The sequence below is a fragment of the Streptomyces sp. NPDC088923 genome, assembly GCF_044749745.1.
GTDB lineage: Bacteria > Actinomycetota > Actinomycetes > Streptomycetales > Streptomycetaceae > Streptomyces.
In genome coordinates, this window is sequence record NZ_JBIVIO010000001.1 from 2,058,796 (window position 1) to 2,079,480 (window position 20,685).

At 73.8% G+C, this 20,685-nt stretch carries 17 protein-coding genes; 6 read left to right on the forward strand and 11 right to left on the reverse strand.

Annotation, left to right across the window (positions count from 1 at the left end):
- Positions 1–13 precede the first annotated feature (13 nt).
- The 6 genes from aceE to ACIP4O_RS09340 form a co-directional block, all read right to left on the reverse strand.
- Complete coding sequence (aceE, locus tag ACIP4O_RS09315; protein ID WP_401573216.1) at positions 14–2,710, reverse strand: pyruvate dehydrogenase (acetyl-transferring), homodimeric type; 2,697 nt, start codon at positions 2,708–2,710, stop codon at positions 14–16.
- Between the two features lie 681 nt (positions 2,711–3,391).
- Positions 3,392–4,015, reverse strand: coding sequence for a GntR family transcriptional regulator (locus ACIP4O_RS09320; protein ID WP_361329767.1), 624 nt, complete (start codon positions 4,013–4,015; stop codon positions 3,392–3,394).
- 174 nt (positions 4,016–4,189) lie between these two features.
- Complete coding sequence (gene sucB, locus ACIP4O_RS09325; protein WP_401573219.1) at positions 4,190–6,001, reverse strand: 2-oxoglutarate dehydrogenase, E2 component, dihydrolipoamide succinyltransferase; 1,812 nt, start codon at positions 5,999–6,001, stop codon at positions 4,190–4,192.
- A 52-nt stretch (positions 6,002–6,053) separates the two neighbouring features.
- Positions 6,054–7,442, reverse strand: coding sequence for a dihydrolipoyl dehydrogenase (gene lpdA, locus ACIP4O_RS09330; RefSeq protein WP_164283098.1), 1,389 nt, complete (start codon positions 7,440–7,442; stop codon positions 6,054–6,056).
- Between the two features lie 381 nt (positions 7,443–7,823).
- Entirely contained in the window at positions 7,824–9,329 is a 1,506-nt protein-coding gene (locus tag ACIP4O_RS09335; protein ID WP_401573221.1) for a leucyl aminopeptidase, read from the reverse strand.
- Positions 9,330–9,622: 293 nt separating this feature from the next.
- Positions 9,623–10,390 carry an adenosylcobinamide-GDP ribazoletransferase gene (locus ACIP4O_RS09340; RefSeq protein ID WP_401573223.1) on the reverse strand — a complete coding sequence of 256 codons (768 nt, stop codon included), beginning with the start codon at positions 10,388–10,390 and terminating at the stop codon, positions 9,623–9,625.
- Between the two features lie 85 nt (positions 10,391–10,475).
- On the opposite strand from ACIP4O_RS09340, the gene ACIP4O_RS09345 reads away from it, so the two are divergent.
- On the forward strand, positions 10,476–11,234 hold the full coding sequence (locus ACIP4O_RS09345; RefSeq protein WP_401573225.1) for a hypothetical protein: 759 nt from the start codon (positions 10,476–10,478) through the stop codon (positions 11,232–11,234).
- A 9-nt stretch (positions 11,235–11,243) separates the two neighbouring features.
- On the opposite strand, the gene cobT is transcribed toward ACIP4O_RS09345, so the two are convergent.
- Positions 11,244–12,305: a nicotinate-nucleotide--dimethylbenzimidazole phosphoribosyltransferase gene (cobT, locus tag ACIP4O_RS09350; protein ID WP_401573227.1), complete on the reverse strand. Its 1,062-nt coding sequence runs from the start codon at positions 12,303–12,305 to the stop codon at positions 11,244–11,246.
- A 71-nt stretch (positions 12,306–12,376) separates the two neighbouring features.
- Entirely contained in the window at positions 12,377–13,618 is a 1,242-nt protein-coding gene (locus ACIP4O_RS09355) for a bifunctional adenosylcobinamide kinase/adenosylcobinamide-phosphate guanylyltransferase (RefSeq protein ID WP_401573229.1), read from the reverse strand.
- Positions 13,619–13,698: 80 nt separating this feature from the next.
- Between ACIP4O_RS09355 and ACIP4O_RS09360 the strand changes: the two genes are divergently transcribed.
- Positions 13,699–14,016, forward strand: a complete 318-nt coding sequence (locus tag ACIP4O_RS09360; protein ID WP_361329746.1) for a hypothetical protein — start codon at positions 13,699–13,701, stop codon at positions 14,014–14,016.
- A 243-nt stretch (positions 14,017–14,259) separates the two neighbouring features.
- On the opposite strand, the gene ACIP4O_RS09365 is transcribed toward ACIP4O_RS09360, so the two are convergent.
- The 3 genes from ACIP4O_RS09365 to ACIP4O_RS09375 all read right to left on the reverse strand — a co-directional run bounded on the left by ACIP4O_RS09365 (position 14,260) and on the right by ACIP4O_RS09375 (position 16,976).
- The gene (locus ACIP4O_RS09365) at positions 14,260–15,321 is read right to left on the reverse strand and encodes a S1C family serine protease (RefSeq protein ID WP_401573231.1); all 1,062 of its coding nucleotides are present in this window, start codon (positions 15,319–15,321) and stop codon (positions 14,260–14,262) included.
- A 51-nt stretch (positions 15,322–15,372) separates the two neighbouring features.
- The gene (locus ACIP4O_RS09370; protein ID WP_401573233.1) at positions 15,373–16,185 is read right to left on the reverse strand and encodes a class I SAM-dependent methyltransferase; all 813 of its coding nucleotides are present in this window, start codon (positions 16,183–16,185) and stop codon (positions 15,373–15,375) included.
- A gap of 167 nt (positions 16,186–16,352) precedes the next feature.
- Entirely contained in the window at positions 16,353–16,976 is a 624-nt protein-coding gene (locus ACIP4O_RS09375) for a DUF3043 domain-containing protein (protein WP_361330100.1), read from the reverse strand.
- Between the two features lie 304 nt (positions 16,977–17,280).
- On the opposite strand from ACIP4O_RS09375, the gene ACIP4O_RS09380 reads away from it, so the two are divergent.
- From ACIP4O_RS09380 to ACIP4O_RS09395, 4 genes are all read left to right on the forward strand, one after another.
- Positions 17,281–18,078 (forward strand): PspA/IM30 family protein, encoded by a 798-nt coding sequence (locus tag ACIP4O_RS09380; RefSeq protein ID WP_401573235.1) that lies wholly within the window; start codon positions 17,281–17,283, stop codon positions 18,076–18,078.
- 58 nt (positions 18,079–18,136) lie between these two features.
- On the forward strand, positions 18,137–18,418 hold the full coding sequence (locus ACIP4O_RS09385) for a hypothetical protein (protein WP_007828100.1): 282 nt from the start codon (positions 18,137–18,139) through the stop codon (positions 18,416–18,418).
- A gap of 286 nt (positions 18,419–18,704) precedes the next feature.
- Positions 18,705–20,000, forward strand: a complete 1,296-nt coding sequence (locus tag ACIP4O_RS09390) for a sensor histidine kinase (protein WP_401573237.1) — start codon at positions 18,705–18,707, stop codon at positions 19,998–20,000.
- Complete coding sequence (locus tag ACIP4O_RS09395) at positions 19,997–20,677, forward strand: response regulator (protein WP_401573239.1); 681 nt, start codon at positions 19,997–19,999, stop codon at positions 20,675–20,677. Before ACIP4O_RS09390 ends, ACIP4O_RS09395 begins: the two co-directional genes overlap by 4 nt.
- The last annotated feature ends 8 nt before the right edge of the window (positions 20,678–20,685 follow it).

Genomic DNA, 20,685 nt, shown 5'->3' on the forward strand with positions numbered 1-20,685 from the left:
CCGTACCAAAGGCTCAGAGGCCGTAGCGCTCGCGGGCCTCCTTGACGGCGGCCGGCTTGACCAGGCCGCGGCGGGCGAGCTGGGCGAGCGTCGCCACGACGACGGACTCGGCGTCGACACCGAAGTAGCGGCGGGCCGCGTCACGCGTGTCGGAGATGCCGAAGCCGTCCGCGCCGAGCGAGGTCCAGTCCTGCTCGACCCACTGCGCGATCTGGTCGGGGACCTGGCGCATGTAGTCGCTCACCGCGACGACCGGGCCCGGCGCACCGGAGAGGGCGCGCGTCACGTACGGGACGCGCTCCTCGCCGCGCAGCAGCGCCTCGTCCGCCTCCATGGCGTCCCGGCGCAGCTCGCTCCACGAGGTCGCCGACCACACGTCGGAGGCGACGCCCCACTCCTCGGCGAGCAGCCGCTGCGCCTTGAGCGCCCAGTGGATCGCGGTGCCCGAGGCGAGGAGCTGGGCCCGGGGGGCCTTCTCGCCGAGGCTGATCCCGGCGGTCTCGGCCGTGTTGAAGCGGTAGAGGCCCTTGAGGATGCCCTCCTCGACGCCCTCGGGCTTCGCCGGCTGCGGCATCGGCTCGTTGTAGACGGTCAGGTAGTAGAAGACGTTCGGGTCCTCGTCGGGGCGCGCCTCGCCGTACATCCGGCGCAGACCATCCTTGACGATCGCCGCGATCTCGTACGCGAAGGCGGGGTCGTACGTGAGCGCCGCCGGGTTCGTCGCCGCGATGGCCGGGGAGTGGCCGTCCGCGTGCTGGAGGCCCTCGCCCGTCAGGGTCGTACGACCGGCCGTGGCACCGACGAGGAAGCCGCGGCCGAGCTGGTCGCCGAGCTGCCACATCTGGTCGCCCGTGCGCTGCCAGCCGAACATCGAGTAGAAGATGTAGAGCGGGATCATCTGCTCGCCGTGCGTCGCGTACGACGTGGCGGCGGCGATGAAGTCCGCCATCGAACCGGCCTCGGTGATGCCCTCGTTGAGGATCTGGCCGTTCTGCGCCTCGCGGTAGTACATGAGCTGGTCGCGGTCGACCGGCTCGTACGTCTGGCCCTTGGGGGAGTAGATCCCGAGGGACGGGAAGAGCGACTCCATACCGAAGGTGCGGGCCTCGTCGGGGACGATCGGGACCCAGCGCTTGCCGGTCTCCTTGTCGCGGATGAGGTCCTTCAGGAGCCGCACGAGGGCCATCGTGGTCGCGACCGGCTGCGTGCCGGAGCCCTTGTCGAAGGCGGCGAACGCCTTCTCGGCGGGGGCGGGCAGCGGCGCGAGCGGCTGGGTGCGGCGGGCCGGGGCGAGACCGCCGAGGGCCGCGCGGCGCTCGTGCAGGTAACGGACCTCGGGCGAGTCGGCGCCGGGGTGGCCGTAGGGGACCTGGCCGTCGACGAAGGCGGAGTCGGGGATCGGCAGGCCGAGCAGGTCGCGCATGTCCTTGAACTCGTCCACCGTGAGCTTCTTCATCTGGTGGTTGGCGTTCTTGGACTCGAAGCCCTTGCCGAGCGTGAAGCCCTTGACGGTCTGCGCGAGGATGACGGTCGGCTGTCCCTTGTGGGAGAGCGCGGCGCGGTAGGCGGCGTAGACCTTGCGGGGCTCGTGGCCGCCGCGGGAGGTCTTGAAGCACTCCAGGATCTTGTCGTCGCTGAGCAGCTTGCCCAGTTCGACGAGGGCCGGCTCGGCGCCGAAGAAGTGCTCGCGGATGTAGGCGACGTCGCGCGTCTGGTACGTCTGGAACTGCGCGTCCGGTACCTCGCGCAGGCGCCGTACGAGCGCCCCCGTCGTGTCGAGCTGGAACAGCTCGTCCCAGGCGGAGCCCCACAGCGTCTTGACGACGTTCCACCCGGCGCCGCGGAACTCGGCCTCCAGCTCCTGCACGATCTTGAAGTTCGCGCGGACCGGGCCGTCGAGGCGCTGGAGGTTGCAGTTGATGACGAACGTCAGGTTGTCGAGACCCTCGCGGGCCGCGAGCGTGAGAGCGGTCGTCGACTCGGGCTCGTCCATCTCGCCGTCGCCGAGGAAGGCCCACACGTGCGACTGCGAGAGGTCCTTGATGCCGCGGCTGGTCAGGTAGCGGTTGAAGCGCGCCTGGTAGATCGCGGAGAGCGGGCCGAGGCCCATGGACACCGTGGGGAACTCCCACAGCCAGGGCAGGCGGCGCGGGTGCGGGTAGGACGGCAGGCCCTTGCCGCCGGCTTCCTGCCGGAAGTGGTCGAGGTGGTCCTCGGTGAGGCGGCCGTCGAGGAAGGCGCGGGCGTAGATGCCGGGCGAGGCGTGACCCTGGACGTAGATCTGGTCGCCGGAGCCGTCACGCTCCTTGCCGTGGAAGAAGTGGTTGAAGCCGGTCTCGTAGAGCCAGGCCGCGGAGGCGAAGGTGGCGATGTGGCCGCCGACGCCGTGCTTCGAGCCGCGCGTCACCATGGCCGCCGCGTTCCAGCGGTTCCACGCGGTGACGCGGGCCTCCATCTCCGGGTCGCCGTCGATCTCGGGCTCGGCGGCGGTCGGGATGGTGTTGAGGTAGTCGGTCTCAAGGAGCTTGGGCAGCGCGAGACCGTTGCCCTCTGCGCGTTCCAGCGTGCGGCGCATCAGGTACGCGGCGCGGTGCGGCCCGGCCGCCTCGGTCACGGCGTCCAGGGACGCCTGCCATTCGGCGGTCTCCTCGGGGTCGCGGTCCGGGAGCTGGTCGAGCTCGCTGGGCTGGATGCGGGTGGGGTCGGTCATGTCGCCGCCTTCCGTGTCGAAGGGGGGTGTTAAGCCCTGTGGAGGCAGGACAGGGCGCGGGACTCGGTGGAGTCCGTCCTCGACTGTAAGCCGCTGATCGATGATCGATCAAAGGCTGAGAGGGAAAAACTTGCCCGGAACGGGAAATTGGCATCCAGTGCCCATCGAATCGGCACCGAGTGTCGCTTGACCTGGGGCGATTTGCCGGACTCGACGCTCGGGTGGCGGGTACGGCGCTCAGGTGGGGCGGGGTGATGCGCCTGTGGATAACTCGGGGGCCACGCGGAAACCGCTCACCGGATCGGGTGAGGGGTGTGGTGGGTTTCGCGGAGTTGTCCACAGATTGGCGGGGGTGGTCGGGGGGAGGGGGCGATTTGCGGAAGACTTGTATACGGGGCGCCCCCCGGGCGGGAGGGGGCTGTGCGCTGTGCGGGGGCGGCAGGGGCTGTGCGCTGTGCGGGGGCGGCAGGGGCTGTGCGCTGTGCGGGGGCGGCAGGGGCTGTGCGCTGTGCGGGGGCGGCAGGGGCCGTGCGCTGTGCGGGGGCGGGAGGGGCCGTGCGCTGTGCGGACGGGAGGCGGCTGCGCGCGGCGGCTGCGCGTGCGGCGGCTGTGCCCCCTCCGGGCGGCAAGGAGCTGTGCGCCCCCTTCGGGAGGACACTCCTTCCCCCCCCGCACCACCTCTCACGCCCTCGGCGCGCACCCCAGCACATGCGCCTTCACCAGCGGCCCGATGTGCGGGTCCCGCGCCCTGAAGGCGCGGACCAGTTGCTCGTGTTCCTCCGCGTACGACTGCTGCCGGGTCCCCAGCCAGCGGATCGACAGCGCCGTGAAGACCTCGATGCCCAGCCCCTCCCACGTGTGCAGCAGCACCGCGTTCCCCGCCGCGCCGACCAGCGCCCGGTGGAAGGCGACCGTGTGCCGCACCTGGCCCGTGCCGTCCGAAGCGTTGTCGGCCTCGTACAAAGCCGTCACGTGCGGCTCCAGGGCCGAGCAGTCGGCGGCGAGCCGTTCGGCGGCCAGTTCCGCCGCGATCTGTTCGAGCCCGGCCCGTACCGGATAGGACTCCTCCAGGTCGGCCGCCGTGATGTTGCGGACCCGGACGCCCTTGTTCGGCGCCGACTCGATGAGCCGCAGGCTCTCCAGCTCGCGCAGCGCCTCCCGCACCGGCGTCTGCGAGACCTCCAGCTCGACGGCGATACGCCGCTCCACGATCCGTTCGCCCGGCTTCCAGCGACCGCTCACGATCCCTTCCACGATGTGCTCGCGGATCTGGTCACGCAGCGAATGGACGACGGGCGCGGTCATGGGGGCTCCTACGACTCCTTCGACAGGGTGTCGCTACGAACCATACGGCGGCGCCCCCGCCCGGACATGGTCCGGACGGGGGCGCCGTGGGTGAGGAACCTTACAGAAAGCGGCGGAGTGCCACCCTCCGTGCTCCCCGGACCGCTGCGGTATGCACCGGTCCGTGCGGGAAGGTCACAGACCCAGTTCGACCTCGAACTCCCCGGCCTCCAGGATCGCCTTGACGGTCCCGAGGTAGCGGGCGGCGTCGGCGCCGTCCACCAGGCGGTGGTCGTAGGAGAGCGACAGGTACGTCATGTCGCGCACGCCGATGACGGTGCCCTCGGCGGTCTCGATGACGGCCGGACGCTTGACGGTCGCGCCGATGCCGAGGATCGCCACCTGGTTCGGCGGGACGATCACGGTGTCGAAGAGCGCGCCGCGCGAACCCGTGTTGCTGATCGTGAAGGTCGCGCCCGACATGTCGTCGGGCGTCAGGCCGCCACCGCGCGCCTTGCCGGCGAGCTCGGCGGTCTTCTTCGCGATCCCGGCGAGGTTCAGGTCGCCCGCGCCCTTGATGACCGGCGTCATCAGGCCCTTCTCGGCGTCCACGGCGATGCCGATGTTCTCCGAGTCGAAGTACGTGACGGTGCCCTCGTCCTCGTTGAGGCGGGCGTTGACGACCGGGTGGGCCTTGAGCGCCTGCGCCGCGGCCTTCACGTAGAAGGGCATCGGCGAGAGCTTGACGCCCTCACGCGCGGCGAAGGCGTCCTTGGCCTGCGCGCGCAGCTTCATGAGCCGCGTCACGTCGACCTCGACGACCGTGGTGAGCTGCGCCTGCGAGTGCAGGGCCTTCATCATGTTGTCGCCGATGACCTTGCGCATGCGGGTCAGCTTGACGGTCTGGCCGCGCAGCGGTGAGACCTCCAGCTTCGGCGCCTGCTTGCCCGCCGGGGCGGCGGGGGCGGCGGCCGGGGCGGCCGGAGCCTGGGCCTTGGCGGCCTCGGCGGCGGCGAGCACGTCCTGCTTGCGGATGCGGCCACCGACACCGGAGCCCTTGACCGCGGAGAGGTCCACGCCCTGTTCGTGGGCGAGCTTGCGCACGAGCGGGGTCACGTAGGCACCCTCATCGCTCGCCGAAGCGGCGGGCGCGGGAGCCTGCGCGGGCGCGGGGGCCTGCGCGGGGGCGGGCGCCGGGGCTGCCTGCTGCGGCGCGGGCTGCGGTGCCGGAGCGGGTGCCGGGGCCTCCTGCTTCGGGGCCTCCTGCTTCGGCGCCTCCTGCGCTGGGGCCTCCTGCTTCGGCGCCTCCTGCTTCGGGGCCTCCTGCTTCGGCGCCTCCTGCGCCGGGGCGGGCTGGGCCGGGGCCGGGGCGGCGGCCGGGGCGGCACCGGGCTGACCGATGACGGCGAGCTTCGCGCCGACCTCGGCGGTCTCGTCCTCGGCGACGGTGATCTCCAGGAGAACACCCGCGGTCGGGGAGGGGATCTCGGTGTCGACCTTGTCGGTGGAGACCTCGAGGAGCGGCTCGTCGGCCTCGACCGAGTCGCCGACCTCCTTGAGCCAACGGGTGACGGTGCCCTCGGTGACGCTCTCGCCGAGCGCCGGGAGGACCACGTCGGTGCCCTCGGCCGAACCGGAGCCGGAGGCGGCCTCGGCGGTCGGGGCGGGCGCGGGCGCCTCGGCCTCGGTGGAGGGCGCGGCCTGGGCGGGCTGCTGCGGCTCGGCGGCCGGGGCGGCCTCCTGCGCGGGGGCCTCGGCCGGGGCGCCGGAGCCGTCGTCGATGAGCGCCAGTTCGGCGCCCACCTCGACGGTCTCGTCCTCGGCGACCTTGATCGAGGAGAGGATGCCCGCGGCGGGCGAGGGGATCTCGGTGTCGACCTTGTCGGTCGACACCTCCAGCAGCGGCTCGTCGGCCTCGACGCGCTCGCCCTCGGCCTTGAGCCAACGGGTGACAGTGCCCTCGGTGACGCTCTCGCCGAGCGCCGGAAGGGTGACGGAAACCGGCATGGTTCCAGTTGCTCCTTACGAAAGTGGAAAAAGTCCGTGATCCCGAGGGATGTCAGTCGTGCGAGTGCAGGGGCTTGCCCGCGAGCGCCAGGTGGGCCTCGCCGAGCGCCTCGCTCTGCGTGGGGTGCGCGTGGATGAGCTGCGCCACCTCGGCGGGCAGCGCCTCCCAGTTGTAGATCAGCTGGGCTTCGCCGACCTGCTCGCCCATGCGGTCACCGACCATGTGCACGCCGACGACGGCGCCGTCCTTGACCTGGACGAGCTTGATCTCGCCCGCGGTCTTCAGGATCTTGCTCTTGCCGTTGCCCGCCAGGTTGTACTTGAGGGCGACGACCTTGTCCGCGCCGTAGATCTCCTTGGCCTTGGCCTCGGTGATCCCGACCGAGGCGACCTCGGGGTGGCAGTACGTGACGCGCGGGACACCGTCGTAGTCGACCGGCACGCTCGCGAGGCCCGCGAGGCGCTCGGCGACGAGGATGCCCTCGGCGAAGCCGACGTGCGCGAGCTGGAGGGTCGGGACGAGGTCGCCCACGGCCGAGATCGTCGGCACGTTGGTGCGCATGTACTCGTCGACGAGGACGTAGCCGCGGTCCATCGCGACGCCCTGCTCCTCGTAACCGAGCCCCTGCGAGACCGGGCCGCGGCCGATCGCGACGAGCAGCACCTCCGCCTCGAAGGTCTTGCCGTCGGCCAGCGTCACCTTGACGCCGTCCTGCGTGTACTCGGCGCCCTGGAAGAACGTGCCCAGGTTGAACTTGATGCCGCGCTTGCGGAACGCGCGCTCCAGGAGCTTCGAGCTGTTCTCGTCCTCGACCGGGACGAGGTGCTTGAGGCCCTCGATGATCGTGACGTCCGTGCCGAAGGACTTCCACGCCGAGGCGAACTCGACGCCGATGACGCCGCCGCCCAGGATGATCGCGGACTTCGGGACGCGGTCGAGCTTGAGCGCGTGGTCCGAGGAGATGATCCGGTTGCCGTCGATCTCCAGGCCGGGCAGCGACTTCGGCACGGAGCCGGTCGCGAGCAGCACGTGGCGGCCCTGGACGCGCTGGCCGTTGACGTCGACCGAGGTCGGGGACGACAGGCGCCCCTCGCCCTCGATGTAGGTCACCTTGCGCGAGGCGATCAGACCCTGGAGGCCCTTGTACAGGCCCGAGATGACCTCGTCCTTGTACTTGTGGACGGCCTCGATGTCGATGCCCTCGAAGGTGGCCTTCACACCGAACTGCTCGCTCTCGCGAGCCTGGTCGGCGATCTCACCGGCGTGCAGCAGCGCCTTGGTGGGAATGCAGCCGTTGTGCAGGCAGGTACCGCCGACCTTGCCCTTCTCGATCAGGGCGACGTCCAGACCCAGCTGCGCCCCGCGCAGCGCCGCGGCGTAACCGCCGCTACCACCGCCGAGGATCACTAGGTCGAAAACGGTGCTGGCGTCGTTCGCCACGTCACGTCCTCCATGCATGTGCGCCGTGCTCCGGTCGCGAGTGACCGGTCGGCGGCGGTCGTCGGCCGCTCGTTACTTCGGCCCTCGGGTGGGGCCCTGTCCTGCCAATCACCCATCTTCGCACCTGCCCGGGGGCGAAAGGACGCGCCCCCGGGGTGTGAGACGAGCGACACGCGGGACAGCGGTCCCACTTCGTCGCCCGCGTCAACGAAATAGACCGCTTTGTCATTCCCTGGAGCTCTTTGCCCGCTCTTGGCGGGCGGAGGCGGGCGGAGGCGGGCGGAGGCGGGCGGAGACGGCCGGAGGCGGGCGCGCGTACGGGAACGGCCGGTGCCCCCGTGGGGGACACCGGCCGTCTCACCGTCGTACGGGTGCGGGGCCTCAGCCCAGCTCGCCCTCACCGGCCGCCTCGATGAGCCGCACCAGGGTGCGCACCGCGCTGCCCGTGCCGCCCTTCGGGGTGTAGCCGTACGGGGCGCCCTCGTTGAAGGCGGGACCCGCGATGTCGAGGTGGGCCCAGCGGATGCCCTCGCCCACGAACTCCTGGAGGAAGAGCCCGGCGGTCAGCCCGCCGCCCATGCGGCCGCCCACGTTGGCGAGGTCGGCGACGGACGAGTCGAGGCCCTTGAGGAGCGACTTCGGCAGCGGCATCTCCCAGGACGGCTCGCCCGCCGACTCCGACAGCTCGTGCAGCGTCGCGCGGAAGTCGTCGTCGTTCGCCATGACACCGAACATCTCGTTGCCCAGCGCGACCATCATCGCGCCGGTCAGCGTCGCGACGTCCACGATCACGTCGGGAGCGTCCTCGCTCGCCTTCGCGATCGCGTCCGCCATCACGAGGCGGCCCTCGGCGTCCGTGTTGAGCACCTCGACGGTCTTGCCGCCGTACATGCGCAGCACGTCGCCCGGGCGCGTCGCCGAACCGGACGGCATGTTCTCGGCGAGCGCGAGCCAGCCGGTGACGTGCGCGGGGAGCTTGAGCTTCGCGGCGGTGAGGACGGAGGCGAGCACCGCGGCGGCGCCGCCCATGTCGCACTTCATCGTCTCGTTGTGCCCGGCCGGCTTGAGCGAGATACCGCCCGAGTCGTACGTGATGCCCTTGCCGACGAACGCGAGCGAGGCCTTGGCGCGCGCGCCCTTGTACTCGACCTTGACCAGCCGCGGCGGACGCTGCGAGCCCTGGCCGACGCCCATGATGCCGCCGAAGCCGCCCTTGGTGAGCGCCTTCTCGTCGAGCACGGTGACCTTGACGCCGTAGTCCTTGGCGAGGCCCTGGACGAGCGCGGCGAAGGACTCCGGGTAGAGGTCGTTCGCGGGGGTGTTGACGAGGTCGCGGGCGCGGTTCAGCTCCTCGGTGAGGACCTGCGCGCGCTCGGCGGCGGCCTTGTGCCCCTTGTCGCGCGGCTTCGCGCCGACGAGGACCACCTCGGCGAGCGGCGCCTTGACGCCCTCGTCGTCCTTGTACGTGGTGAAGGAGTACGCGCCGAGCAGCGCGCCCTCGCCGATCGCGGCGACGTCGGCCGCCTCGCCGACGGGCAGCGCGTAGACGGCCTTGGCCTTGCCGGCCAGGGAGCGGGCGACGACGCCGGCGGCGCGGCGCAGGGTCTCCGTGCCGAAACCGCCCTCGTCCTCCTCGGCGCCGAGGCCCACGGCGATCACGAGCGGGGCCTTGAAGCCGCTCGGCGCGGCGAGGCGGGTCAGCTCACCGGGCGCACCGGTGGCGCCCAGCGTCTCCAGGACGTCGGCGAGCTTCCCGTCGTAGCCCTTGTCGACGGCCTCGGCGCCGGGGGCGAGTCGCGGCCCCTCGTCGTCCTTGACCACACCGACGACGATCGCGTCGGCCCGCAGGCCGGGAACGGCGGCGGTGCTGAGTGTCAGAGCAGTCACGGTGGTGAAATCTCTCTCTCGTGTCTCGGGGCCTCGGATGCGCGAAGGCGCCTGCGTGCTCGTGCAGGGGTGACGGCCCGGCGCGCGGGGTCCGATGGGACCGGCGCCGGGGCAGAGCCTACGCTCCGTGACGGCTCTCGCCCATGGCGGCGGGGCCTACGGAGTGCGGAGCGCGGCGGGGCGGTACGGGACGCCGACCCCCCACACCCCGTCAAGTCCCGCACCACAGCCCCCACTCGGCACCCCCTCCGGCACCCCGCTCACCGCCTCCGCTCGCCCCTCCGGCACCCCGCTCACCGCCCCAGCGCCAGGACCACCAGCGCCACCGTCGTCGCCGCCTCCTCGACGCCGCCGAAGACGTCCCCCGTCACGCCCCCGAAGCGCCGCACACAGTGCCGAAGGAGCAGCGCCGCGCCCGCCGCGCCCGCGAGCACCGCCGCACCGAGCCGCACCACCGCGCCGGGGCCCTCGCCGAGCCCGGCCGCCGCGCACGCGAGCAGGCACAGGGCCCCGACCCCGTACGCCTCCCCGGGCGGCACCGTCCCCGCGACCGCCGCGCCGAGCCCCTCGGGGCGCGCCGCCGGGACCCCGCGCCGCGCCGCGAGCGTCATCGCGAGCCGCCCCGTCACCCCGGCGACCGCCGTCCCGACCGCGCCCTCGGCCCACCCGAGCCCGTACAGCCGGTCCAGGACCGCGACCTGCGCGAGGAGTACGAGCAGCAGCGTCACGACCCCGAAGGGCCCGATGTCCGAGCGCTTCATGATCGCGAGCGCGTCGGCGGACGGTTTCCCGCTCCCGAGCCCGTCCGCCGTGTCCGCGAGCCCGTCCAGGTGCAGCCCGCGCGTCAGCGCCGCCGGTACGGCCACGCTCGCGACCGCCGCGAGGAGCGCGCCCGCGCCGAGCGCGCTCAGCACCCCGCCGAGCGCCGCCGCGCAGAGCCCCACCACGAGCCCGGCGAGCGGCGCCCACAACATGCCCGCGCGCGCGGCGCCGCGATCCCAGCGCCGCACCCGTACCGGCAGCACGGTGAGGGTGCCGAAAGCGAAACGTATGCCGTCCATGGGGGGATTTTCGCAGGTACGGGGCCCGGGAAGAGACGGGCGGGGGATAGACAAGGGGCACACGGCGGCACGACGGGAGGCGCACATGGGGCACTGGCTGGACCGCAACTTCGTCGAGCCGGGCAAACTGCCCCTCCTGCTCGCCCTGCTCGCCTTCGTGCTGACCTTCCTCGTCACACGCACCATCACGCGCCTCATCCGCGCCGGACGCGGTCCCTTCCGCAACATCACCCCGGGCGGCGTGCACGTCCACCACTGCGTGCCCGGGATCATCCTCGCCGTCGTCGGCGGCTTCGGCGCCGTCGGCAGCGGCAAACACGGCATCGCCGCCGGGATCTGCGCCGTCGTCTTCGGCATCGGCACGGGCCTCGTCCTCGACGAGTTCGCCCTGATCCTCCACCTCGCCGACGTCTACTGGAGCGAGCAGGGCAGGCAGAGCGTCGAGGTCGTCGTCCTCACCACCGCGCTCGGCGGGCTCGTCGTCGCCGGAGCCGTACCGATCGGCGTCGACCAGGTCTCGCAGGGCGAGGCAGCCGGACGCGCCACGGCGATCGGGACGATCCTCTTCGACCTGTGCTTCGTCGTCGTCTGCCTCGCCAAGGGCAAGATCCGTACGGGCCTGATCGGCGTCTTCGTGCCCTTCGTCGCGCTCATCGGCGCGATCCGCCTCGCCCGCCCCGCCTCCCCCTGGGCCCGCCGCCGCTACGCCGACCGCCCCCGCCGCCGCGCCCGCGCCCTCCTGCGCGCCTACCACGCGGACCGCACCTGGTTCCGCTGGGCCCGCCGCTTCCAGGACCTCGTGGGCGGCGCCCCCGACGCGGACGTGCCGCCGACGGGCCCGTGAGCGCGGGGCTCAGCCGGCCGCGGTCTCCGCGCGCTCCGGGAGTTCGCCCGTCAGCGAGGCGGCGGCGCGCACCAGCGGCAGCGCGAGCAGCGCCCCGAGCCCCTCACCGAGCCGCACCCCCTGGTCGAGCAGCGGTTCCAGGGCCATCCGGTCGAGGGCCTTGGCCTGCGCGGGCTCCCCGCTCGTGTGCCCCGCGAGCCACCAGTCCGGTGCGCGGAACGCGGCCCGCTGCGCGACGAGCGCGCACGCGGCCGAGACGACGCCGTCGAGGATCACCGGGGTACGGCGCACCGCGCACTGGAGCAGGAAGCCCGTCGTCGCCGCGAGGTCCGCGCCGCCCACGGCCGCGAGGAGCGCGAGCTGGTCCCCGAGCACCGGGCGGGCCCGGCGCAGCGCGTCCCTGATCGCCGCGCACTTGCGCATCCACGTGAGGTCGTCGACCGGCTCGCCGCCGCGCCCCGTGACGACCGAGGCGTCGACCCCGCACAGCGCCGCCACGAGCGTGCCCGCCGCCGTCGTGCCGCCCACGCTCACGTCCCCGAGCACCACGAGGTCCGTGCCCGCGTCGGCCTCCTCGTCGGCGACGGCCATCCCGGCCCGTACGGCCGCCTCGGCCTCCTCGATCGTGAGCGCGTCCTCGCGGTCGATCCGCCCCGAGGAGCGCCGCACCCGGTGCCGCGTCACCTCGGCGGGCAGCTCGGCGGGATCGCAGTCGAGCGAGAGATCCACGACCCGGACGGGCACGTCCTGCGCCCGCGCGAGCACCGCGACCGGCGCGGTCCCCTCGAGCACGGCCCGTACGAGCGCGGCGGCCCCACCGGCCGGCCGCCGCGACACCCCCGCCTCGGCGACTCCGTGATCCCCGGCGAACAACACGACGCGGGGCCGCCGCACGGGCGCCACGGGCACAGCCGACTGCGCGGCGGACAACCACTCCCCGAGCACGTCGAGCCGCCCGAGAGCGCCGGAGGAGACGCTCAACCGCGTCCGTCGTTCCTCAGCGGCCCGACGTACCTTGCCGTCCGGCCGCTCGATGAGATCGGAGAAGTCGTCAAGATCAAGGGCGCTCATTCGCAAGACGGTACATCCATTCAGCCCCTCCGGCGTTTGCGGAGCGCGGTCCGGGGCGGAGCCCCGGGAACTCACCCCGGCAGCGGGATCACTCGCCCCGCGACCACGAGCACCACCTCCTCGCACTCCCCGGAAACCCCCGCGTTCACCCGCCCCAGCTCATCCCGGTACCGCCGCCCCGAAGCGGTCGCGGGCACGACCCCCGCCCCCACCTCGTTGGAGACCAGCACCACCCGCCGCCGCGCGCACCGCACCGCCTCGACCAGCTCGGCCACCCGCTTGCGCAGCGCGCTCCGCCCCCCGCCCGCCCACGCCGTGTCGTCCCACGCGTCGACCTCGTCCATCGCGTCCGTGAGCCACAGCGAGAGGCAGTCGACGAGCAGCGGGGGGCCCTCCTCGGCGAGGAGCGGCACGAGGTCGCAGGTCTCGGCGGTCCGCCAGCTCGCCGGGCGCCGCTCGCGGTGCGCGCCGACCCGTTCGGCCCACTCGGGGTCGCCCGCGCGCGTGCCGCCCGTCGCCACGTACAGCACGTCCGGGTACGTCTCCAGGCGGCGCTCCGCCTCGACGGACTTGCCCGAGCGGGCGCCGCCGAGCACGAGCGCGCGGCGCGGGACGCGCGGGGCGCGGTACGGGCGCTCGTCGCGCGAGAGCTCCCGTACGCCCGTGCCGGGCACCGGAGGGGTCCGTACGGACGTGCCGTCCGGCACCGCGCGGGCCCCGGCGGCGGCGAGGCGGCGCTCCAGCTCGACGCCCTGGGGGACGTCGTGGTCGAGGTGGACGGCGAGGAGGACCGTGTCCTCGCCGACGGCACCCGCGCGGCGCAGTCGCGCCACGGCGTCGGGGCGGCCCGTCACGTCCATGACGACGGTGTCGTACGGCTCGGCGGTGCCGCGGACGCCCGCGACCCCGGCGGCGGGCGGCAGGTAGAGCAGCCGCTCGCCCTCCGGGCCCGTCACCGCGTAGCCGGTCCCCGGGGCGTCCAGGGTCAGGGCGCGCACCCGGTGACCGCTCATCAGAGCCAGCTCGCGGCCGTCGGGGACGCGGGCCGGCTGCGGCAGTCCCGGGGGCACCTCGACGGGCGGGCCCTCGTGCGGATGGCTGAGGAGCACCTGCCGCACCCCGCTCAGCGCGTGGCCCGCACGGGCGGCGGCGAAGGCGGCGCCCGGGGTCAGGTCGAAGAGCAGCGTCCCGTCGACGAGCAGCGCGGTCGCCGCGCGCGCCCCCGCGTCGAGGGCGCGGGCGCAGCGGGCGCAGGGGCAGTCGGTCCTGGGCAGTCCGGCGGGGGCGCCGGTGCCGAGCAGAGTCACATCCACGGTGCTGATTTTCGCCTGCCCTTCCACCGGCCGCCCGTCCGGCTAGGCTTCGGGGAGGACCCGGATCATGGAGGCTTTCAATGGCGGCATGGACGTGGCGGTTCGAGAACGGTGACGGGGCGGAGATCCAGCCCGCCGTACAGCCCGAGGAGTTCACGACGCAGGGGGACGCCGAGTCGTGGCTGGGGGAGCAGTGGCGCGCCCTGCTCGCCGGCGGCACCGACCGGGTCCACCTCCTGGAGGAGGACGGAATCGTCTACGGCCCCCTGAGCCTGAGCGAGGCCGCCGCGACCGACGTCTCCGAGCCCGCCCTGACGGCGGACGAGGAGACGGCGGTCCCTGGGGACCCGCAGCCGGCCGAACCGGGGCAGGGCCTCGGCATCGGCGGCCTCGGCTGAGCGCCTGAAGGGGGCGGCGGTACGGGGGCGGGGGCGCCCCCCCCCCCGACCCCCCCCCCCCCCCCCCCCCCGCCCGGGCCCCCCCCCAGCCCCCCCCCCCGCCCCCCCGCCCGGGGGGGGGGGGGGGGGGGGGGGGGGGGGGGGGGGGGGGGGGGGGGGCGGGCGTGGGGGGGGGGGGGGGGGGGGGGGGGGGCCCCCCCCCCCGCCCCCCCCCGCCCCGCCCCCCGCCTCTCCGGGACCCGCCTACATCTCGCCCAGCGTCACCCGCGCCGTCTTCTCGTCCCCGTTCCGCGTGTACGTCAACTCCACCCGCTCGCCGGGGCGTTCGGCGGCCAGGAGGGAGGTCAGCGACTCGATCGTGGTGAGGTTCTGCTCGCCGAGGCGGGTGAGGATGTCGCCCGCGCGCAGGCCCGCCTTGTCGGCCGGGCCGTTGTCGCTGACGCTGACGATCGCGACGCCCGCCGGTTCGAGGTCGCGGCCGAGGACGGTGCGGCCCGTGATGCCGAGCGCCGCCCGGCCCGAGTCCGTGACCTTGCCGTTCTTCACGATCTGGCCCGCGATCGAGCGGACCGTCGCCGCCGGGATGGCGAATCCGATGCCCGCGGCGGCGCTGTCGCCGAGGCCGGGGTCCGTCGCCGCGAGCGTCGGGATGCCGATGACCTTCCCGTCGAGGTCCACGAGCGCGCCGCCGCTGTTGCCCGGGTTGATCGCCGCCGAGGTCTGCACCATGTTCGCGATCGTCGCGCCCGTACCGCCGCCCGAGCGTCCCTCCGTCACCGTGCGGCCCGTCGCCGAGACGATGCCCTGCGTCACGGAGGAGGAGAGGCCGAGCGGGGAGCCCATCGCGAGGACGATCTGCCCGACGCTCGCCTTCGTCGAGTCGCCGAAGGAGGCCGCCTTGAGGCCCTTGGGCGGATTGCTCAGCCTGATCACGGCGAGGTCCTGCTGCGGATAGCTGCTCACGAGGTCCGCGCTCAGCTCCTGCTCGCCCGTCGCCGTCGTGACCTTGAAGGACTTCTCCTCGCCGACGACGTGCGCGTTCGTGACGACGTGGCCCTTGTCGTCGTAGACGATCCCCGAGCCGAGCGAGTCACCGGCGGTGATCTGCACGACCGAGGGCAGGACGTCCTCGATGACCTTCTCGTAGTCGCTCTGCAACTCGCTCGACGCGCGCGGCAGCCCGGCCCGCTGGGCTCCCGCGGTCTTCTCGCGGGGTGCCTGGGCCTTTGCCGAGCAGCCGGTGAGCAGGGCGGTGGCGCAGAGGGCGGCGAGCAGGACGCGGGGCCGGGCGGCGAGGGAGTTCATGGCCCGGATTATGCGGAAGCGGGCGGTTTCGTACGGGCGGCGCGCGGCCGCTCAGCCCCGCACCCCGCACAGATGCAGCAGCGCGGCGACGCGGCGGTAGGGGTCGGTGCGGCCCGCCCGGTCCTCGGCGTCGAGGATGCGGTCGAACTCCTCGGCGCGGGGCGGGGCCGCGTGCGCCGGGTAGCGGTCCGTGAAGACGCGGACGCCGTACCAGGCGGAGAGCGGCGCGCCGATCGAGCCGAGGGTCTGCGTGAGGCGGCCGAGCCGGTCGGCGCGTACCGTACGGCCCCCGCTGTCACGCGTGAGGGGCGAGTCGAAGGCGGCGAGCGCCGTGTCCCAGTCGCCTTCGAGACCAGGGCGCAGGGCCAGCGCGTCCGCGTTCCGTACGAGCAGCGAGAGCAGTCCGCCGGCCGCGAGGACCCGCGCGAGGCCCGCGAGGACCGCGTCGGGCTCCTCGACGTGCATGAGGACGCCGTGGCACAGGACGACGTCGAAACTGCCCGGGGTGAAGTGTGCTCCGGTCCTGGTGCTCTCGGCCTCCAGGAGCCGCACGCGTTCCCGTACCTGCGGTGCCTCGGCGGCGAGGACCGCGCGGACCGCCGCCAGCGTCCCGGGGTCGGACTCCATGCCCGTGACCTCGTGCCCCGCGCGCGCCAGGCGCAACGCCTGGGTGCCCCGCCCCGTACCGACGTCGAGGACCCGCAGCCGGCGCCCGGCGGGGAAGGCGGCGGCGAGGCGCTCGTCGAGCTGGCGGGCGACGAGGACCTGGCGCACCGCGCCCGGCACGCCGCCGAGTGTGCGCAGCCACAGCTCGGTGGGTGAGGTCTCGCGGGAGGCGCCGCGCTGTCCGGGGACGCCGCCCACCTGCGGGAGGGGCGGCGGAGTGTCACCACCCGCCGCCCGCGTCTCACCGTCCGTACGTCCCCGTGCCGGGAGATGCGGGTGCCCCTGCCCGGCGAAGCCCGTACGCCCCTGACCCGCGAAACCGTCGAAACCGTCGAAGTGTTCGGAGTATCCGGAAGGGGCTGTACTCAGGGCCTCTCCCCGCGCTTCACCTGGGGCTTGGGCAGCCGCAGCCGCCGCATCTGGAGGGTGCGCATGAGCGCGTAGGCGACCGCGCCCTTGTGGCGGTCGTCCGGGAAGCGCGTGTTCAGCTCCTTGCGCAGGCCGAAGGCCAGGCGCAACGAGTCCGCGACGATCAGGACGATCAGCAGCAGCCAGCAGAGCAGCGCGACGCTCTGGAGCGCGCCGACGCGGACCATGCTGAAGACGAGGATCACGACGGCCGCGGGCAGGAACCACTCGGCGACGACGCGGCGCGAGTCCACGTAGTCGCGCGCGAACTTGCGCACCCGGCCCTTGTCACGGGCGGGCAGGAAGCGCTCGTCGCCGCTGTCCATCGCCTCCCGCTGCTTCTGGAGCGCGACCCGCCGCGTCTCGCGCTGCCGCTTGGCGGCGTCCTTGCGCGACAACGGCGTCGTGGTCACGCCGCGGCGCGGGCCCTGGGCCTCGCTCCGCTTCGGCGTGGGGCGGCCCTTGGGCGCCTGCGGGTCTCTGGTCGGCTTGGAGTCGGTCACCGGCGCGGAGGCGGGTGCCTTCTCATCCTTCGTACGGCTACGGAACACAAAACCCAAGGGTAAGGGGTAGCGGCGCATGGGCGGGGGCCGCACGGGGAACGATCCCGCAACGCCGAGCGTCCGCATAAGCGGGCACAGCGGGGATTTACCGGGGAATTCCGGCCACCGGGAGCGGGGCGCCGAGGCGGAGGGGAACCGGGCGGGAAGCCGGACGGGAGCGGCGCGGCTACTCCTCACGCCTGAGGGCCACGGGGCGCCAGTCGTTCTTGGGGAGGAGCGGAAAGCCGCTCGGACAGTGCGGTAATAGACCCAGGGCCCGTACTGTGGGTCTTGTTGGAAGTGCAGAGAGCCGAAAGCCGTCAGAAGGGGGCGCGCGAAGCCCATGAGCGGTGTGATGAAGCGTATGGGGATGATCTTCCGCGCGAAGGCTAACAAGGCCCTCGACAAGGCGGAGGACCCCGGCGAGACCCTCGACTATTCGTACACGAAGCAGCTGGAGCTGCTCCAGAAGGTGCGCAGGGGCGTCGCGGACGTCGCGACCTCGCGCAAGCGCCTCGAACTCCAGCTCAACGGGCTCCGCAAGGACTCCGCCAAACTGGAGGAGCAGGGCCGCAAGGCGCTCTCGCTGGGCCGCGAGGACCTCGCCCGCGAGGCGCTCTCGCGCCGGGCCGCGCTCCAGCAGCAGGTCAGCGACCTGGAGACGCAGCACGAGACGCTCCAGGGCGAGGAGGAGAAGCTCACGCTCGCCGCGCAGCGCCTCCAGGCCAAGGTGGACGCCTTCCGCACCAAGAAGGAGACCATCAAGGCCACCTACACGGCGGCGCAGGCGCAGACCCGCATCGGGGAGGCGTTCTCCGGTATCTCCGAGGAGATGGGCGACGTCGGCCTCGCGATCCAGCGCGCCGAGGACAAGACCGCACAGCTCCAGGCCCGCGCGGGCGCCCTCGACGAACTGCTCGCCTCGGGCGCGCTCGACGACCCCTCGGGGCTCGCCAAGGACGACCTCCAGGCCGAGCTGGACCGCCTCTCCGGCGGCAGCGACGTCGAGCTGGAGCTCCAGCGGATGAAGGCCGAGCTGGCCGGCGGCAGCTCCGGGCAGCAGGCGATCGAGCCCGGCACCGGCTCCGGTGAGCAGCAGGGGCAGCAGACCCGGCAGGACCCGCGCTTCGACAAGCAGTGAGCTTCCGCCCGGGGGAGCGCCGAGCGGGCGCCCCCCACGAGCCGCCCGAGGAGAGGTCATGATCGTCCGGATCATGGGGGAGGGCCAGTTCGCACTGGCCGAGAGCCACCTCGCCGAGCTGAACACGCTCGACGAGGAGCTGCTCGCCGAGATGGAGAACGGCGACGGCCCCGGTTTCCGCAAGACCCTGCACGCCCTGCTGGACAAGGTGCGCTCGCTCGGCAGCCCGCTGCCCGACGACGCCCTGGAGCCCTCCGAGCTGATCCTCCCGTCCCCCGACGCGAGCCTCGACGAGGTACGGGACCTGCTCAGCGGCGACGAGGGCCTCATCCCCGGCTGAAGCCGGGCCGGAACCCTCCTCGGGGCGCCCCCGCCGACACGGACGGAGGCGCCCCGAGGCGTACGTGTACCGGGGCACGGGCCCGCGGGTACCGGGGGAGGACCACTCCCGGGACCGTACGGGCCGGTCGGTACGGACCGGTGGGCATGTGCCGGTCGGTACGGGCCGGTGGGCGCGTGCCTGGAGGGGCGGTCGGCGGGGGCCGGTCGCCCGTCCGCGCCCGTACCCCGCCCCGCACACCCGCACCGCCCGACCGCCAGCCCGGGGGAGCCAGCAAAGGACCGCCATGGCCGACCACCTTCCCCCGTCCCTGCACGGCGTCCGCCGCTGGGCCAAGGCGCACCCCACGGGGCCGGACGCGCTGCTCGCCCTCTTCGTGCTCTGCGGGATGATCGTCGGCAGCTTCGGCAACCCGCACCAGCCCGAGGGCCCGCGCTGGGCCGAGCAGCCCCCCGAGACCCTCAGCGTCGTCCTCATGAGCCTCGCCGCCCTCTCCCTCGTGCTGCGCCGCAGGTACCCCGCCGGGGTCCTCCTCGCCGCCGCGCTGTGCACGGCCGTCGAACTGGCCACCGGGGACCCGCGCGCACCCGTCGTCGTGGCCTGCGGCATCGCGCTCTACACCTTCGCCGTGCACACCGACCGGCCCACCGCCTGGCGCATCGGGCTGCTCACGAGCGCCGTGCTCGTCGGCGTCGCGATGCTCACCGGGCCGCTGCCCTGGTACGCGCAGGAGAACTTCGGGCTGCTCGCCTGGACCGGGATGGCCGTCGCCGTGGGCGACGCGGTGCGCAGCCGCCGCGCCTTCATCACCGCGATGCGCGAGCGCGCCGACCGCGCCGAGCGCACCCGCGAGGAGGAGGCCAGGCGCCGCGTCGCCGAGGAACGCCTGCGCATCGCGCGCGACCTCCACGACGTCGTCGCGCACCACATCGCCCTCGTCAACGTGCAGGCCGGGGTCGCCGCGCACGTCATGGACCGCCGCCCCGACCAGGCGAAGGAGGCCCTCGCCCACGTGCGCCGCGCCTCGCGCTCCGCGCTGGACGAACTGCGCGCCACGGTCGGCCTGCTCCGCCAGTCCGGGGACCCCACCGCGCCCACCGAGCCGACCGCCGGGCTCGAACGCCTCGACGACCTCCTCGGCACCTTCCGCGACGCCGGGCTGCCCGTCCGCCTCGTCACCCCCGAGCCTCTCGCCGGCGGCCCCCTTCCCGCCGCCGTGGACCTCGCCGCCTACCGTGTCGTGCAGGAGGCGCTGACCAATGTGCAGAAGCACGCGGGGGCCGGGGCGCAGGCCGAGATCAGCGTCGTACGGGTCGGCAGCCAGGTCGAGGTGACGGTGCTCGACGACGGGCGCGGCGCCGAGGCCGCGGGGCCCGCCGACGACGGCGGGCACGGGCTGCTCGGGATGCGCGAGCGCGCCGCCGCGCTCGGCGGCCGGCTCACGGCGGCCCCCCGCTTCGGCGGCGGCTTCCGCGTCCACGCGATACTGCCCCTCGAACCACCCGACCCCACCGCACCCGTCGCCGTCCCCGGACAGAGCCCTCCCGGACCGGCCGCGGCCCGGGACCAGGAGCGCCGATGACGATCCGTGTGCTGCTCGCCGACGACCAGGCGCTCCTGCGCAGCGCCTTCCGCGTCCTCGTCGACTCCGAGGACGACATGCGGGTGATCGGCGAGGCGTCCGACGGCGCGGAGGCCGTCCGGCTCGCGGCGAGCCACCTGCCCGACGTCGTCCTCATGGACATCCGCATGCCCGGCACCGACGGACTCGCCGCGACCCGGCAGATCAGCGCGGACCCCGCGCTGGCCGCCGTGCACGTCGTGATGCTCACGACCTTCGAGGTGGACGAGTACGTCGTGCAGTCGCTGCGCGCCGGGGCCGCCGGCTTCCTCGGCAAGGGCGCCGAACCCGCCGAACTGCTCGGCGCGATCCGTACCGCCGCCGCGGGCGACGCGCTCCTCTCCCCGGCCGCGACCAGGAGCCTCATCACGCGCTTCCTCGCCCAGGCCCCCGGCACCGGCCCCGCCGCCGGGGTGGACAGCGCGCGCCTGGCCGCGCTCACCGGGCGCGAGCGCGAGGTCCTCGTCCAGGTCGCCGCCGGGCTCAGCAACGACGAGATCGCCGAACGCCTCGAAGTCAGCCCGCTCACCGTCAAGACCCACGTGAACCGGGCCATGGCCAAGGTCGGCGCGCGCGACCGCGCCCAACTCGTCGTCATCGCCTACGAGACGGGACTCGTCCGCCCGCGCACGGAATGACGGGCCAC

Coding starts and splice junctions, on each gene's coding strand:
- aceE (WP_401573216.1), bottom strand. CDS start 2,710: ATGACCGACCCCACCCGCATCCAGCCCAGCGAGCTCGACCAGCTCCCG.
- ACIP4O_RS09320 (WP_361329767.1), bottom strand. CDS start 4,015: ATGACCGCGCCCGTCGTCCATTCGCTGCGTGACCAGATCCGCGAGCAC.
- sucB (WP_401573219.1), bottom strand. CDS start 6,001: ATGCCGGTTTCCGTCACCCTTCCGGCGCTCGGCGAGAGCGTCACCGAG.
- ACIP4O_RS09340 (WP_401573223.1), bottom strand. CDS start 10,390: ATGGACGGCATACGTTTCGCTTTCGGCACCCTCACCGTGCTGCCGGTA.
- ACIP4O_RS09345 (WP_401573225.1), top strand. CDS start 10,476: ATGGGGCACTGGCTGGACCGCAACTTCGTCGAGCCGGGCAAACTGCCC.
- cobT (WP_401573227.1), bottom strand. CDS start 12,305: ATGAGCGCCCTTGATCTTGACGACTTCTCCGATCTCATCGAGCGGCCG.
- ACIP4O_RS09360 (WP_361329746.1), top strand. CDS start 13,699: ATGGCGGCATGGACGTGGCGGTTCGAGAACGGTGACGGGGCGGAGATC.
- ACIP4O_RS09365 (WP_401573231.1), bottom strand. CDS start 15,321: ATGAACTCCCTCGCCGCCCGGCCCCGCGTCCTGCTCGCCGCCCTCTGC.
- ACIP4O_RS09375 (WP_361330100.1), bottom strand. CDS start 16,976: ATGCGCCGCTACCCCTTACCCTTGGGTTTTGTGTTCCGTAGCCGTACG.
- ACIP4O_RS09380 (WP_401573235.1), top strand. CDS start 17,281: ATGAGCGGTGTGATGAAGCGTATGGGGATGATCTTCCGCGCGAAGGCT.
- ACIP4O_RS09385 (WP_007828100.1), top strand. CDS start 18,137: ATGATCGTCCGGATCATGGGGGAGGGCCAGTTCGCACTGGCCGAGAGC.
- ACIP4O_RS09390 (WP_401573237.1), top strand. CDS start 18,705: ATGGCCGACCACCTTCCCCCGTCCCTGCACGGCGTCCGCCGCTGGGCC.
- ACIP4O_RS09395 (WP_401573239.1), top strand. CDS start 19,997: ATGACGATCCGTGTGCTGCTCGCCGACGACCAGGCGCTCCTGCGCAGC.